The organism is Pseudomonas sp. QTF5 (assembly GCF_000512695.2).
In the GTDB taxonomy this organism is placed as follows: domain Bacteria; phylum Pseudomonadota; class Gammaproteobacteria; order Pseudomonadales; family Pseudomonadaceae; genus Aquipseudomonas.
Map to the genome: position 1 here is coordinate 1 of NZ_AZRW02000008.1, position 13,855 is coordinate 13,855.

Sequence of the window (13,855 nt, forward strand, 5' to 3'; positions counted from 1 at the left end):
CCTGCGAAAGCTTAGTGGGCGATCGCAGGGGGCGGCGGGGGTAGCCATTTCATTATTTGATCTGCGTCGTTCACAAATCCAATGCGGGAGCGGGCTTGCTCGCGAAGAGGCCGGTCCAGGCAATACAAAATAGACAGGCAACAAAAAAGGCCCGTATCTCGCGATACGGGCCTTTTTCGTAAGAGAGAAAAATCAATTACTTGATTTTGCCTTCTTTGTAGATCACGTGCTTACGAACAACCGGATCAAATTTCTTGATCTCGATTTTGTCCGGAGTAGTGCGCTTGTTCTTGTCGGTAGTGTAGAAGTGACCAGTACCGGCGCTCGAAATCAAACGAATCAATTCACGCATGATTAGCTCCCTTAGATCTTGCCGGCTTTGCGGATTTCGGCCAGCACGACAGTGATGCCACGCTTGTCGATGATACGCATGCCTTTGGCAGATACGCGCAGACGCACGAAACGTTTCTCTTCTTCAACCCAGAAGCGGTGATGCTGCAGGTTCGGCAGGAAACGACGACGGGTTTTGTTGTTTGCGTGGGAAATGTTATTCCCAGTCACCGGACCCTTACCGGTAACTTGACATACTCTCGACATGCCTCAGCCCTCTAAAACCACATGCCCAACCCGGCATGGGTTGGCCGCTTAATCTCTCAGTCATTTGGCGCCAGGCGCCGCGTTTCTTTAGAGGTCTTACCGGCTACACCTACAGTGAAGGAACCGGGCCCCTAGAAAAGAGCGCTGCTTTATACCAGAAAGACTGGAGAGCAACAACATTCCGTGTGCGCGAACTTGAGAAATTCCCCCTTTTCCTGGCGCCGGGCGCCTTGGATAAAGGCTGTCGCCGATTAAGACCGCTCGTCGCAGAGAATCGGCTAACCGACCGATTCCAGGTTTTTCTCGGCCCGCATCACCGAAAACAAGCGCACATAGTCCCCTCAAAATGAAAAAGGGGATAGTCATTTGTAAAAGAGCCCACTAGGGTAAGCCTTTTCCAGACTGCACTTGCAGATGGGCCTTCGATCTGTAAAGGAATCCGACCATGCGCCTCGCTGCCCTACCGCTGCTGCTCGCACCGCTTCTACTGAGCCCCTTGGCCCATGCCGCCGCCCTGAGCGTCTGCACCGAGGCCAGCCCGGAAGGGTTCGATGTGGTGCAATACAACTCGCTGACCACCACCAACGCCTCGGCCGACGTGCTGATGAACAGTCTGGTGGACTTCGATACGGCCAGCGGCAAAGTGATCCCCAGCCTGGCGGACAGCTGGGAAGTCACACCCGACGGCCTGACCTACGTCTTCAAATTGCACCCACAGGTGAAGTTCCACCGCACCGAGTACTTCAGCCCGACGCGCGACCTGACCGCCGAAGACGTGAAATTCAGCTTCGACCGCATGCTCGACCCGGCGCACCCGTGGCACAAGGTCGCCCAAAGCGGCTTCCCGCATGCCCAGTCGATGCAATTACCAGCGCTGATCAAGAAGATCGACGCACTGGATCCGCTCACCATCCGCTTTACTCTCGATCACCCGGACTCGACTTTCCTGCCAACCCTGAGCATGGGTTTCGCCTCGATCTATTCGGCCGAGTACGCCGACCAACTGATGAAGGCCGGCACTCCGGAAAAGCTCAACAGCCAGCCGATCGGCAGCGGCCCGTTCATTTTCACGCGCTTCCAGAAAGACGCCTCGATTCGCTACAAGGCCAACCCGGATTACTTCCGCGGCAAGCCGTCGATAGACCCGCTGATCTTCGCCATCACCCCCGATGCCAACGTGCGCTTGCAGAAGTTGCGCCGCAACGAATGCCAGATTGCCCTGTCGCCCAAACCGCTGGACGTACAGGCTGCAAAGCAGGAACCGACCCTGAAGGTGGAAAAGACTGACGCCTTCATGACCGCATTCGTCGGCATCAACAGCCAGCATCCGCCGCTGGACAAACCTGAAGTGCGTCAGGCAATCAACTTGGCGTTCGACAAGGCCAACTACGTCAAAGCCGTGTTCGAAGACACCGCCGAACCCGCCAACGGCCCCTACCCACCCAACACCTGGAGCTACGCCAAAAATCTCTCGGGCTATCCCCATGATGTCGAGAAAGCTCGCGCATTGATGGCCAAGGCTGGACTCAAGAATGGTTTCCAGACCACCATCTGGACCCGCCCTTCCGGCAGCCTGCTGAACCCCAATCCAAGCCTCGGGGCGCAGCTTCTTCAGTCCGACCTGGCGGAAATCGGCATTCAGGCCGAGATTCGTGTGATCGAATGGGGCGAACTGATTCGCCGCGCCAAGGCCGGCGAGCACGACCTGTTGTTCATGGGCTGGGCCGGCGACAACGGTGACCCGGACAACTTCCTCACGCCGCAGTTTTCCTGCTCGGGGGTCAAATCCGGCACCAATTTCGCCCGCTATTGCAACCAGGACCTGGACAAGTTGATCAGCGCCGGCAAGACCACCGGCGAGCAAGGTGTTCGCACCAAGCTCTACGAACAGGCTCAGGCGCAGATCCAGCAGCAAGCATTGTGGCTGCCGCTGGCGCACCCGACGGCCTTTGCGCTGACACGCAAAGGTGTCGAGGGTTACTCGGTCAGCCCGTTCGGTCGCCAGGACTATTCGAAGGTAGCCCTCAAGCCATAAGCACCAACACAAAACCTGTGGGAGCGGGCTTGCTCGCGAAGACGGCGGCATAGTCAACATTGATGTCGCCTGACACACCGCTTTCGCGAGCAAGCCCGCTCCCACATTGAATTGCGCTTAACTGACTGGCATTAGGGTTTGCCCGCGATAGCGGACTTTCAGGCGACAACTATGTTGAATTTGCCGACGTCATCGCGGGCAAGCCCGCTCCCACAGGGACTTACTTAGCTTCGAATCCCTCGCTCACATCCACCCATACTCGGCCATGGACAGCGGATCGCCGTCACCGACGATGAAATGGTCGAGCACCCGCACATCGATCAGGTCCAGCGCCTCTTGCAGGCGCTTGGTCAGCATTCGATCGGCCTGACTGGGGTCGGTGTTACCTGACGGATGGTTGTGGCACAGGATCAGCGCTGCGGCGTTATGGGCCAAAGCACGCTTGACCACCTGCCTGGGATGGACGCTCGTGTTGTCGATAGAGCCGCGAAACAATGCCTCAAACGCCAGCACTTGATGCTTGGAATCCAAAAACAGACACCCGAACACCTCGTGAGGCTCGTGGCGCAGCATCGATTTCAGGTAGTCACGAACCGCCTGCGGATTTTCCAGTGCCGATTTTTGGCGCGCACGTTCGGCCAAATGCCTTCTGCCCATTTCCTGTACCGCTTGCAACTGAGCGAATTTCGCTGGCCCAAGCCCTAATTGCCTGCTGAACGTAGCCTGATCGGCCTCTAGCAGTGAGCGCAGGCTGCCAAATTGATTCAACAGGTGTCGCGCCAGATCAACTGCACTTTTACCCGACACGCCGGTTCGTAAAAAAATCGCCAGCAGTTCGGCGTCCGAAAGACTCCCCGAGCCCAATTCAAGCAACCTCTCCCGTGGCCGCTCCGCCGCCGGCCAATCACGAATACTCATAGCACCTCCCTGGAATGTGGGCGCCGCTGTTCCATAGCGGTCGCTGTGATATCGTAGCCCATCTTTTTTGCGAGCGATTTCACTCCTGGGGAGGGGGTATCGCACCGCAGTCATCAACGAAATGAAAGGCAGACCTATGCAGCGGCTGTATCGGAAACGCATCGTTCTGGGTGTCGGTGGCGGCATCGCTGCCTACAAGAGCGCCGAGCTGGTTCGCCGTCTGATCGATCAGGGCGCCGAAGTGCGCGTGGTCATGACCCGTGGCGGCAGCGAATTCATTACCCCGCTGACCATGCAAGCCTTGTCCGGGCATCCGGTCCACCTCGATTTGCTGGACCCGGCGGCCGAAGCCGCCATGGGCCACATCGAGCTGGCCAAATGGGCTGACCTGGTGCTGATCGCTCCCGCCACGGCGGACCTGATCGCGCGCCTGGCCCAGGGCATTGCCGACGACCTGCTGACCACTTTGGTGCTGGCCACCGACGCCGTGGTCGCGGTTGCCCCGGCAATGAACCAGGCCATGTGGCGTGACCCGGCGACCCAGGCGAACCTGCAAACCCTCGAAAGTCGCGACCTTAAAGTCTTCGGCCCGGCCTCCGGCAGCCAAGCCTGCGGCGACGTCGGCATGGGCCGAATGCTCGAAGCGACCGACCTCGCCCAGTGCGCGGCAGACTGCTTCCAGCGCCAGGCACTGACCGGCAAACACGTGCTGATCACCGCCGGCCCGACCCAGGAAAACATCGACCCGGTGCGCTACATCACCAACCACAGCTCCGGGAAAATGGGCTTCGCCCTGGCCGAAGCCGCGGTAGAAGCCGGCGCCCGCGTGACCCTGATCACAGGCCCCGTGCACCTGCCGACCCCGGATCGCGTCACGCGTATCGACGTGGTGAGTGCCCGCGACATGCTCGCTGCCTGCGAAGCGGCGATCCCTTGCGATCTGTTCATCGCCTCTGCTGCGGTCGCGGACTACCGTCCGGAAGTCGTCGCCCCACAGAAACTCAAGAAAGACCCTACAAACGGCGACGGCTTATTGCTACAGATGGTGCGCAACCCAGACATCCTGGCCACGATCGCCACCCGTCCTGACCGTCCGTTCAGTGTCGGCTTCGCTGCCGAAACGGAACACCTGCTCGATTACGCTGCCCGCAAGTTGAAAGACAAGAACCTCGATCTGATCGTCGCCAACGACGTCGCCAACCCGAGCATTGGCTTCAACAGCGAAGAAAACGCCTGCAGTGTGATCGACCGTGAGCTGCACGCCACACTTTTCGCCCAGACCAGCAAGGGCAAGATTGCTCGCCAGCTGATCACTTTTATCGCCGAACGTCTGAACCAGGTTTAATTTACATGCACGCTTTGCAAGCCAAAATCCTCGACCCACGCATCGGTACCGAATTCCCGCTGCCGCAGTACGCCACGCCAGGCTCCGCCGGCCTCGACCTGCGCGCCATGCTGGAAAAAGACACCGTCATCAAGCCGGGCGAAACCCTGCTGATCCCTACCGGCCTGTCGGTGTACATCGGCGATCCGGGCCTGGCGGCCTTGATTCTGCCGCGCTCAGGCCTGGGTCATAAGCACGGCATCGTGCTGGGCAATCTGGTCGGCTTGATCGACTCCGATTACCAAGGCCCGCTGATGGTGTCGTGCTGGAACCGTGGCCAGACCGATTTCAACATGGTGGTAGGCGAACGCCTGGCCCAGTTGGTGCTGGTACCGGTGGTTCAAGCGCATTTCGAAATGGTCGAAGAGTTCGTCGAAACCCAGCGCGGCACCGGCGGGTTTGGCCATTCGGGTAGCCACTGATCATTGGCATTCAGGCTGGGAGCCCTGCCCGACCTGACCTGCCCTCTGCATTTTAAGGATGAAAATTGCAAAGACGTCATCTGGAAGGTTTACCACTGAAAATCAAGGCATTGAACGGCCAATTGCTCGCCGATGTTGATGGCATGGCCTTTTCACACCACGAACTCTCGGTGGAAAACACCGTCATACCCTTCAGTTTGAGCCTGCCGACGAGTTTCTCGCCGGCAGGTCCAGCCACTTTAGAGATGGAGCATTTCCAGAAATGAGCACCCCAGCCCAAGTCGCACCCAAGTTCCCCGACAGCATCTTCCGCGCCTACGACATTCGCGGCACCGTCCCGGAATTCTTGAACGCTGAAACAGCTTATTGGCTTGGTCGCGCCATCGGCTCCCAGAGCCTGGCCCAGAACGAACCCAACGTGTCCGTCGGCCGCGACGGTCGCCTGTCCGGCCCGGAACTGGTCGAGCAACTGATCAAAGGCCTGGCCGACAGCGGTTGCCACGTCAGCGACGTCGGCCTGGTGCCAACCCCTGCGCTGTACTACGCCGCCAACGTACTGGCCGGCAAATCCGGCGTGATGCTCACCGGCAGCCACAACCCGTCGAACTACAACGGCTTCAAGATCGTCATTGCTGGCGACACGCTGGCCAACGAACAGATCCAGGCCCTGCACGAACGCCTCAAGACCAATAACCTGAGCAGCGGCAAGGGCAGCATCACCAAAGTCGAGATCCTCGACCGCTACAACACTGAAATCGTCCAGGACATCAAACTCGCCCGCCGCCTGAAAGTGGTGGTCGATTGCGGCAACGGCGCGGCCGGCGTGATCGCCCCGCAGCTGATCGAAGCCCTGAACTGCGAAGTCATCCCGCTGTTCTGCGAAGTCGATGGCAACTTCCCGAATCACCACCCGGATCCGGGCAAGCCTGAGAACCTCGTGGACCTGATCGCCAAGGTCAAGGAAACCAACGCCGACCTGGGCCTGGCCTTCGACGGCGACGGCGACCGTGTAGGCGTCGTCACCAACACCGGCAGCATCGTCTTCCCTGATCGTCTGCTGATGCTGTTCGCCCGCGACGTCGTGGCGCGCAACCCGGACGCGGAAATCATCTTCGACGTCAAATGCACCCGCCGCCTGATCCCGCTGATCAAGGAATATGGCGGTCGGCCGCTGATGTGGAAGACCGGTCACTCGCTGATCAAAAAGAAAATGAAACAATCCGGCGCCCTGTTGGCCGGCGAGATGAGCGGGCATATCTTCTTCAAGGAACGCTGGTTCGGTTTCGACGACGGCATTTACAGCGCCGCGCGGCTGCTGGAGATCCTCAGCAAGGAAAAATCCACCGCGGAAGAGCTGTTCGCAACCTTCCCGAACGATATTTCTACGCCAGAGATCAATATCCATGTGACCGAAGAGAGCAAATTCAGCATCATTGATGCACTGCACGATGCGCAATGGGGTGAAGGCGCCGACCTGACCACCATTGACGGCGTGCGAGTCGACTATGCCAAAGGCTGGGGCCTGGTTCGCGCCTCCAACACCACACCGGTGCTGGTGCTGCGCTTCGAGGCCGATGACGAGGCTGAATTGCAGCGCATCAAGGATGTGTTCCACGTCCAGCTGAAACGCGTTGCACCTGATCTCCAATTACCGTTTTGATTTGAAACACCCGGAGCCCTGAATGACCCTCGAACGCGAAGCCGCCGCCAACACCGCCAAGGTCCTGTCCGAAGCGCTGCCTTACATTCGCCGCTATGTCGGCAAGACGCTGGTGATCAAATACGGCGGCAACGCGATGGAAAGCGAGGAGCTGAAAACCGGCTTCGCCCGCGACATCGTGCTGATGAAAGCCGTCGGCATCAACCCGGTGGTGGTTCACGGCGGCGGCCCGCAAATCGGCGACCTGCTCAAGCGCCTGTCGATCGAGAGCCACTTCATCGATGGCATGCGCGTGACTGACGCGCAGACCATGGACGTGGTGGAAATGGTCCTCGGCGGGCAGGTCAACAAGGACATCGTCAACCTGATCAACCGTCATGGCGGCAGCGCCATCGGCCTGACTGGTAAAGACGCCGAGCTGATTCGCGCGAAAAAGCTCACCGTCACCCGTCAGACGCCGGAAATGACCCAACCGGAAATCATCGATATTGGCCAAGTGGGCGAAGTGGTCGGCATCAACACCGACCTGCTGAACCTGCTGGTCAAAGGTGACTTCATCCCGGTAATCGCGCCAATCGGCGTCGGCGCCAACGGTGAGTCGTACAACATCAACGCCGATCTGGTGGCCGGCAAAGTGGCCGAAGCGCTGAAGGCTGAAAAGCTGATGCTGCTGACCAACATCGCCGGCCTGATGGACAAGTCGGGCACGGTTTTGACCGGCCTGACAACTCAACAGGTCGACGACCTGATCGCCGACGGCACTATCTACGGCGGCATGCTGCCGAAGATTCGTTGCGCGCTGGAAGCGGTACAAGGCGGTGTGGGCAGCTCGTTGATCATCGACGGTCGGGTACCGAACGCGATTCTGCTGGAAATCTTCACCGACACCGGCGTGGGCACCTTGATCAGCAATCGTAAGCGTCACTGATTCAAACCTTAAAAAGATCGCAGCCTTCGGCAGCTCCTACGACAGCGGATTTTCGGATGTACGAAAACCCTGTAGGAGCTGACGAAGTCTGCGATCTTTTTTATGCGCGCAGGAAATGCCTGACCTGACTAAGCGAAACGTCTGACATCGCGAAGGAAGCAATCTGCATAGGATTTCCCCTGAACTCACAGGAGATCTACCTCATGCAAAAAGACTATGTCCCATACGGCAGCGATGTTTCACCTGGCACCTATGCCTGCATCGATTGCGGTCATGAGTATTCGAACCAGGCCAAAACCTCGATGCCGCCGTGCCCGCAACTGCGGAAAACCCCACACACCCGTCATGGCTGGAAAATTCTTACCGGTCAGGGCGATGCCGCTATTGATCCGTACCCAGAGAAAACCAATAAAGCCGTCGGGATCAAAAAGGCCGTGACGCTCAGCAGCATCAGCAAAGAATAATCCTGGAGGACTGAGCCATGCAGATCTCGTTCACGATCGACGCCCAGGCCTTCGACCTGGAACAAAAGGAACCGGTCAAAAAGACCCTGAGGATTTCCGACCACGAAATCGCTCACGCCCTACAGCGAATAGCCAAGGCAAGTCTGACCGAATACCTGAAAATGCTGGTCGAAGGCGGCATGCCCAGCAGGGCCGATGAGGCGAAGCAGGATCGTCTGCTGTATCTGATTCAAAGCTACTTCGGGCAAACGCTGCCGACCGAATCGCAGATATCAACGATCTTCCAACTGACCCAGAGCCAAAGCAAAACGCTCCTGAAGAACACCGTCTCGCGGTTTCGCAACCAACTCGACGAAATCCTGCAGAACAGCATGCGGGCCGTGATCGAAACCGCAGACCATGCACAGACGGTTTACCTGGTGGTCATCAGCTCCGACGTCATTCGTGATGAACTGAACATGCTGATCACCCAGAACGAGCCGACCTTCAAACCCATCACCAAACGCAAAGGCAGCGCCGGGCTGTTCGAAATCAGCGAAGACTCTCACGCCTTGCTGTGCCGGACGCTTGGTCTGAATGCCGTTCAGTGACATCGTCGCGGTCAGCGGTTTGCTGCTGACCCTGACCACTTTCATGTTCAATCTGGCGTGGCCCAGGCTGCATGAAGCGTTGGAACTGGATGAAAAACAATCAGGTCCGCAGGCGAGAAAACGCAGCCGGGAACAGGTGATAAGTGTTTTCTTCAGCTGTGCATTACCGCTGACCTGCACTTTCGTGGCGCTGTTTTACGTCAACCTGCCGGCTGCCGTGCGGATCATGCGCAGCAGCACGCTGGATCTGTGGGATTTCGACGTGGATCGCACGCTTTACGTGTTAGTTGTCCTGGCACTGTTGGCGTTTGCCCTGTTCAACCTGGGGATGGCGCTAAAGCTGATAGGAAAATGGCGAAGACTGCGCTGACAAAAAAAAGACCCCGCTCAGACTGGCTGAGCGGGGTCTTTTTTTGCCTGCGTTCCCTGTGGCAATCCACCTTTTGTGGCGAGGGAGCTTGCTCCCGCTTGAGTGCGCTGCACTCACAAAATCCTTGGGTCTGCTACGCAGCCCAACGGGAGCAAGCTCCCTCGCCACACAAGCCCGCGCCCACAGGGGATGCGGTTACACGCCGAATTGGGCGCGATAGGCTTCAACGGCTGGCAAATGCTGCTTGAGCTGCGGGTCATCCGCCAGGAACTCGAGAACCTGGTTCAGCGAAACGATGCTGATCACCGGGATGCCGAAGTCACGCTCCACTTCCTGGATGGCCGACAATTCGCCGTTGCCACGCTCCTGACGGTTCAGGGCGATCAATACGCCCGCTGCTTTGGCGCCGTCCTGGGAAGCGATGATCTGCATCACCTCGCGGATGGCGGTGCCTGCGGTGATCACGTCGTCGATGATCAGCACGTCGCCGGTCAATGGCGCGCCGACCAGGCTACCGCCTTCGCCGTGGGCCTTGGCCTCCTTGCGGTTGAAGCACCATGGCAGATCACGGCCGTGATGTTCGGCCAGCGCCACGGCAGTAGTCGCCGCCAACGGGATGCCTTTGTAGGCCGGGCCGAACAGCACGTCGAACGAAATACCACTCTCGACGATGGCTGCCGCGTAGAAACGGCCCAGCTGCGCCAGGGCAGAGCCCGAGTTGAACAGGCCGGCATTGAAGAAGTAAGGACTGGTGCGCCCGGACTTCAGGGTGAACTCACCGAAGCGCAAAACGCCACGATCGATGGCAAAACGAATGAAGTCGCGCTGATACGCTTGCATGAAAAAAACCCCAAATACCACGGATTTAGCTAATTAGGTAGACGCCGTGTATCATACCCGCACGCGATTTTTGGGGCCACTTATGCGGATCATCAGTGTGAACGTCAATGGTATTCAGGCTGCAGTCGAGCGTGGTTTGCTCAGTTGGCTGCAAGCACAGAATGCCGACGTCATCTGCCTGCAGGACACCCGCGCCTCCGCCTTTGAACTGGACGATCCAGCCTTCCAACTGGATGGCTACTTCCTTTATGCCTGCGAAGCCGAAGTTCCCGCCCAAGGTGGCGTGGCTTTGTACTCGCGGTTGCAACCGAAGGCAGTCATCAGCGGTCTCGGCTTCGAGACGGCCGACCGCTACGGGCGCTACCTGCAAGCCGATTTCGACAAGGTCAGCATCGCGACCTTGCTGCTCCCTTCGGGGCAGAACGGCGATGAAGACTTGAACCAGAAGTTCAAGCTAATGGACGACTTCGCCCGTTATCTGGATAAACAGCGGCGCAAACGTCGCGAGTACATTTATTGTGGCTCGCTATACGTGGCGCAACAGAAGCTGGATATCAAGAATTGGCGCGACAGCCAGCAATCCCCGGGCTTCCTGGCACCTGAGCGTGCCTGGATGGACGAGATTGTCGGCAACATGGGGTATGTCGATGCCCTGCGTGAAGTCAGCCGTGAAGGCGACCAGTACAGCTGGTGGCCGGACAACGAACAGGCCGAGATGCTCAACCTGGGCTGGCGTTTCGACTACCAGATACTGACCCCGGGCCTGCGGCGCTTCGTGCGCAGCGCGCGTCTGCCGCGTCAGCCGCGGTTCTCGCAGCATGCGCCGCTGATCGTGGACTACGACTGGACGCTGACTATCTAGGTCACTGACACGAAAACCTGCTGACCAGCTGACGAAAATGCCCGTATCGCAAGATACGGGCATTTTTCTTATGCGTTATACCTTCAAGCAGCGCCGAAAAACGGCAGCGCCAGGTACAACTTGATCACGATGACATTAATGATGTCGATGAAGAAAGCACCCACCATTGGCACCACTAGAAACGCTATTTGCGAAGGTCCGTAACGTTGTGTCACCGCTTGCATGTTAGCGATGGCAGTTGGCGTTGCTCCCAGTCCGAAACCGCAATGCCCTGCCGCCAGAACTGCCGCATCGTAGTTGCTGCCCATCATTCTGAATGTCACGAAAATCGCAAACAGTGCCATGACCAACGCTTGCGCAGCCAGGATGATAAAGATCGGCAAAGCCAATGCTGCCAGATCCCACAGTTTGAGCGACATCAGAGCGATCGCCAGAAACAGCGATAGGCTGACATTCCCCAACACGGAAACTTCACGCTCAAACACCTGATACAAGCCAAGTGCGGAAAGGCCGTTGCGTAAAACCACACCCACGAACAAGACACATACGAACGTCGGCAACTCAAATGCAGTTCCGTGGAGCAGGCCATTCAAGAGGGAGCCGGCCATCAGACTGACGGCGATCAGGGCGAGCGTCTCGATAAACGAAAATGGTGTAATCGAGCGCTCTTTGTTTGGCTGCTCAAAGCCCTTCGGCAGACGCGGCTTGCCTTGCTCGAGGCCGGGTGTCTGGACACGCTTGATGAGCAGGCGAGCGACCGGACCACCAATCAAACCACCCAGCACCAAGCCAAATGTAGCAGAGGCCATCGCAAGTTCAGAGGCGGAAGCCAGGCCAAACTTCTCGCTGAACGTCGCTCCCCACGCAGCGCCTGTACCGTGACCGCCAGACAACGTAATCGAGCCCGTCAACAAGCCCATCAACGGATCGAGCCCCAAGACCTTTGCGAGACCGATGCCCATGGCATTCTGGACCACCAGAAGCCCGATCACCGCCAGCAGGAAGATCCCCACTACGCGCCCGCCTTTCTTCAGGCTGGCGAAGTCTGCACTCAAGCCGATGGTGGCAAAAAAAGCCAACATCAAGGGAGTTTGCAGTGAGGTGTCAAATCGGACGTCAATATCAAATCCCCGCAAAGCCAAGAGAAGCAGAGCAACCACCAGGCCGCCTGCTACAGGCTCAGGGATATTGTAACTGCGTAAAAAACCGATTCGCGTGACCAGTCCGCGCCCCAGTAACAGTACTAATGAGGCGGCCACAAGTGTTCCATAAAAATCGAGTTGAACCATTGGGATTATTCTTTGATATATATTCAGGGGCGAACTTTTTACCTGGACACGCCTCTTGAACAGGTTGATCTCTCAACACTGATTTGCTTTAAATTCAAGGACCTTCAATGGTCTGAATATATCGAAATATTTCTGAAGGAATATTACTTGGGGCAACTTTATCAACTGCGAAGTCTCATTGCCAAGCACATAGGCGGTGCTGCGGCGAAGCAGTTGTGACTAGAAGTGTAAGAGCGATGGTGCGCAGTAATACCTGCGGCAGCGGGATATTGCTAATGGCAACGCTTGGGAAGCAGTTTCAAAAAAGCAAATGCCCCGACAAGTCAGGGCATTTGCTTAAAAGCGTGGCGAATCATTATTTGATCAAGCGCCAGGTGAACGGATACCGGTAAGGGAACCCTTCATTGGCTTTCACGCCGGCAATGATCGTCAACACCAGTGCACCGATCGCGACCAGACCAAACAGGAAGAACCCGATGATCACCACCATCAGCAGAAAGCAGATAGCCGAAGCAATGGCGACGGTGATCTGAAAGTTCAGCGCCTCCTTGCCTTGCGCGTCGATGAAAGGATCTGATTCGCGCTTCATCTGCCAGAGAATGAGCGGCCCGATCAGCGTGCCGAACGGCAGCCAGATCCCCAGCAAGGCGGACAGGTGACAAAACATCGCCCATTGACGAACCTCGCGGCTCGGTGTGGGTAGCGGCAGCTGCTCGTCACTCATGGCGTCCTCCTTGCGTGGAGCGGGTCCGATCAGTCGGCCAGTGCAGCCTTCTGCAGTTCGAAAATCTCGTTCATGCCTTTCTTCGCCAGTGCCAGCATCGCGTTCAGCTCTTCCGGCTGGAACGGCGCGCCTTCGGCAGTGCCCTGAACTTCGATGAAGCCGCCAGTGCTGGTCATTACCACGTTGAGGTCAGTCTCGGCAGCCGAATCTTCCAGGTAGTCGAGGTCAAGCACAGGCTCGCCCTGGTACATACCCACCGAAACGGCAGCGATCATTTGCTTGAGCGGGTCGCCACCTTTGAGGCCGCCACGCTTCTTAATCACTTTCAAGGCGTCGATCAGTGCAACCATGGCACCGGTGATGGACGCGGTGCGGGTGCCGCCGTCAGCCTGGATCACGTCGCAGTCGACGTACAGGGTGACGTCGCCCAGCTTGGACATGTCCAGCGCAGCGCGCAGGGAACGGCCGATCAAACGCTGGATTTCCAGAGTGCGGCCACCTTGCTTGCCGCGGCTCGCTTCACGCTGGTTACGTTCGCCAGTGGCGCGCGGCAGCATGCCGTATTCGGCGGTCAACCAACCCTGGCCCTGACCTTTCAGGAAACGCGGCACGCCGTTCTCGACGCTGACGGTGCAGATGACTTTGGTATCACCGAACTCGACCAGCACAGAACCCTCGGCGTGTTTGGTGTAGTTGCGGGTAATGCGGATCGAGCGGAGCTGATCGGCAGCGCGACCACTTGGACGTTTCATAGGGATTACCTGTACGGAGG

Annotated in this window: 16 protein-coding genes and 1 pseudogene; 10 read left to right on the forward strand and 7 right to left on the reverse strand. The window is 57.9% G+C overall.

Going from position 1 to position 13,855, the window contains the following annotated elements:
- Positions 1 to 196: 196 nt before the first annotated feature.
- Complete coding sequence (rpmG, locus tag IC37_RS08490) at positions 197 to 352, reverse strand: 50S ribosomal protein L33 (RefSeq protein WP_007894709.1); 156 nt, start codon at positions 350 to 352, stop codon at positions 197 to 199.
- Between the two features lie 11 nt (positions 353 to 363).
- Positions 364 to 597 (reverse strand): 50S ribosomal protein L28, encoded by a 234-nt coding sequence (gene rpmB / locus IC37_RS08495; RefSeq protein ID WP_007894701.1) that lies wholly within the window; start codon positions 595 to 597, stop codon positions 364 to 366.
- Positions 598 to 1,042: 445 nt separating this feature from the next.
- Here rpmB and IC37_RS08500 point away from each other — a divergent pair, with 445 nt between their 5' ends.
- Positions 1,043 to 2,632, forward strand: a complete 1,590-nt coding sequence (locus tag IC37_RS08500; RefSeq protein WP_030132436.1) for an ABC transporter substrate-binding protein — start codon at positions 1,043 to 1,045, stop codon at positions 2,630 to 2,632.
- Between the two features lie 243 nt (positions 2,633 to 2,875).
- Here IC37_RS08500 and radC read toward each other — a convergent pair whose 3' ends face one another.
- The gene (gene radC / locus IC37_RS08505) at positions 2,876 to 3,550 is read right to left on the reverse strand and encodes a DNA repair protein RadC (protein WP_030132437.1); all 675 of its coding nucleotides are present in this window, start codon (positions 3,548 to 3,550) and stop codon (positions 2,876 to 2,878) included.
- 136 nt (positions 3,551 to 3,686) lie between these two features.
- Between radC and coaBC the strand changes: the two genes are divergently transcribed.
- From coaBC to IC37_RS08545, 8 genes and pseudogenes are all read left to right on the forward strand, one after another.
- Positions 3,687 to 4,895, forward strand: coding sequence for a bifunctional phosphopantothenoylcysteine decarboxylase/phosphopantothenate--cysteine ligase CoaBC (coaBC, locus tag IC37_RS08510; RefSeq protein WP_030132438.1), 1,209 nt, complete (start codon positions 3,687 to 3,689; stop codon positions 4,893 to 4,895).
- A gap of 5 nt (positions 4,896 to 4,900) precedes the next feature.
- Positions 4,901 to 5,356, forward strand: a complete 456-nt coding sequence (dut, locus tag IC37_RS08515) for a dUTP diphosphatase (protein WP_007894692.1) — start codon at positions 4,901 to 4,903, stop codon at positions 5,354 to 5,356.
- 65 nt (positions 5,357 to 5,421) lie between these two features.
- A complete protein-coding gene (locus tag IC37_RS08520; RefSeq protein ID WP_030132439.1) occupies positions 5,422 to 5,622 on the forward strand; it encodes a hypothetical protein in 201 nt (66 codons plus the stop codon).
- Positions 5,613 to 7,016: pseudogene (locus IC37_RS08525) on the forward strand (phosphomannomutase/phosphoglucomutase); the annotation flags it as partial. The gene IC37_RS08520 and the pseudogene IC37_RS08525, both read left to right, overlap by 10 nt.
- A gap of 22 nt (positions 7,017 to 7,038) precedes the next feature.
- Positions 7,039 to 7,944, forward strand: a complete 906-nt coding sequence (gene argB, locus IC37_RS08530) for an acetylglutamate kinase (protein ID WP_008007602.1) — start codon at positions 7,039 to 7,041, stop codon at positions 7,942 to 7,944.
- 203 nt (positions 7,945 to 8,147) lie between these two features.
- Positions 8,148 to 8,408, forward strand: coding sequence for a hypothetical protein (locus tag IC37_RS08535; protein WP_030132441.1), 261 nt, complete (start codon positions 8,148 to 8,150; stop codon positions 8,406 to 8,408).
- Positions 8,409 to 8,425: 17 nt separating this feature from the next.
- A complete protein-coding gene (locus IC37_RS08540) occupies positions 8,426 to 8,998 on the forward strand; it encodes a hypothetical protein (protein ID WP_030132442.1) in 573 nt (190 codons plus the stop codon).
- Positions 8,985 to 9,368 (forward strand): hypothetical protein, encoded by a 384-nt coding sequence (locus tag IC37_RS08545; RefSeq protein ID WP_030132443.1) that lies wholly within the window; start codon positions 8,985 to 8,987, stop codon positions 9,366 to 9,368. Before IC37_RS08540 ends, IC37_RS08545 begins: the two co-directional genes overlap by 14 nt.
- Positions 9,369 to 9,563: 195 nt before the next feature.
- Here IC37_RS08545 and pyrE read toward each other — a convergent pair whose 3' ends face one another.
- Positions 9,564 to 10,208, reverse strand: a complete 645-nt coding sequence (pyrE, locus tag IC37_RS08550) for an orotate phosphoribosyltransferase (RefSeq protein ID WP_007894680.1) — start codon at positions 10,206 to 10,208, stop codon at positions 9,564 to 9,566.
- An 82-nt stretch (positions 10,209 to 10,290) separates the two neighbouring features.
- Between pyrE and IC37_RS08555 the strand changes: the two genes are divergently transcribed.
- A complete protein-coding gene (locus IC37_RS08555; RefSeq protein WP_008030595.1) occupies positions 10,291 to 11,070 on the forward strand; it encodes an exodeoxyribonuclease III in 780 nt (259 codons plus the stop codon).
- Between the two features lie 83 nt (positions 11,071 to 11,153).
- Here IC37_RS08555 and gltS read toward each other — a convergent pair whose 3' ends face one another.
- The 3 genes from gltS to rph form a co-directional block, all read right to left on the reverse strand.
- On the reverse strand, positions 11,154 to 12,359 hold the full coding sequence (gene gltS / locus IC37_RS08560) for a sodium/glutamate symporter (protein WP_030132444.1): 1,206 nt from the start codon (positions 12,357 to 12,359) through the stop codon (positions 11,154 to 11,156).
- Between the two features lie 355 nt (positions 12,360 to 12,714).
- The gene (locus tag IC37_RS08570; protein WP_030132446.1) at positions 12,715 to 13,083 is read right to left on the reverse strand and encodes a DUF4870 domain-containing protein; all 369 of its coding nucleotides are present in this window, start codon (positions 13,081 to 13,083) and stop codon (positions 12,715 to 12,717) included.
- Between the two features lie 29 nt (positions 13,084 to 13,112).
- Positions 13,113 to 13,835: a ribonuclease PH gene (gene rph, locus IC37_RS08575; protein WP_030132447.1), complete on the reverse strand. Its 723-nt coding sequence runs from the start codon at positions 13,833 to 13,835 to the stop codon at positions 13,113 to 13,115.
- Positions 13,836 to 13,855 lie beyond the last annotated feature (20 nt).

Bases quoted from the DNA above. Each gene is read 5' to 3' on its own strand.
- IC37_RS08540 (WP_030132442.1), top strand. From the start codon at position 8,426: ATGCAGATCTCGTTCACGATCGACGCCCAGGCCTTCGACCTGGAACAA.
- IC37_RS08500 (WP_030132436.1), top strand. From the start codon at position 1,043: ATGCGCCTCGCTGCCCTACCGCTGCTGCTCGCACCGCTTCTACTGAGC.
- argB (WP_008007602.1), top strand. From the start codon at position 7,039: ATGACCCTCGAACGCGAAGCCGCCGCCAACACCGCCAAGGTCCTGTCC.
- pyrE (WP_007894680.1), bottom strand. From the start codon at position 10,208: ATGCAAGCGTATCAGCGCGACTTCATTCGTTTTGCCATCGATCGTGGC.
- IC37_RS08570 (WP_030132446.1), bottom strand. From the start codon at position 13,083: ATGAGTGACGAGCAGCTGCCGCTACCCACACCGAGCCGCGAGGTTCGT.
- IC37_RS08545 (WP_030132443.1), top strand. From the start codon at position 8,985: ATGCCGTTCAGTGACATCGTCGCGGTCAGCGGTTTGCTGCTGACCCTG.
- coaBC (WP_030132438.1), top strand. From the start codon at position 3,687: ATGCAGCGGCTGTATCGGAAACGCATCGTTCTGGGTGTCGGTGGCGGC.
- rph (WP_030132447.1), bottom strand. From the start codon at position 13,835: ATGAAACGTCCAAGTGGTCGCGCTGCCGATCAGCTCCGCTCGATCCGC.
- rpmG (WP_007894709.1), bottom strand. From the start codon at position 352: ATGCGTGAATTGATTCGTTTGATTTCGAGCGCCGGTACTGGTCACTTC.
- rpmB (WP_007894701.1), bottom strand. From the start codon at position 597: ATGTCGAGAGTATGTCAAGTTACCGGTAAGGGTCCGGTGACTGGGAAT.
- IC37_RS08555 (WP_008030595.1), top strand. From the start codon at position 10,291: ATGCGGATCATCAGTGTGAACGTCAATGGTATTCAGGCTGCAGTCGAG.
- radC (WP_030132437.1), bottom strand. From the start codon at position 3,550: ATGAGTATTCGTGATTGGCCGGCGGCGGAGCGGCCACGGGAGAGGTTG.
- gltS (WP_030132444.1), bottom strand. From the start codon at position 12,359: ATGGTTCAACTCGATTTTTATGGAACACTTGTGGCCGCCTCATTAGTA.
- dut (WP_007894692.1), top strand. From the start codon at position 4,901: ATGCACGCTTTGCAAGCCAAAATCCTCGACCCACGCATCGGTACCGAA.
- IC37_RS08535 (WP_030132441.1), top strand. From the start codon at position 8,148: ATGCAAAAAGACTATGTCCCATACGGCAGCGATGTTTCACCTGGCACC.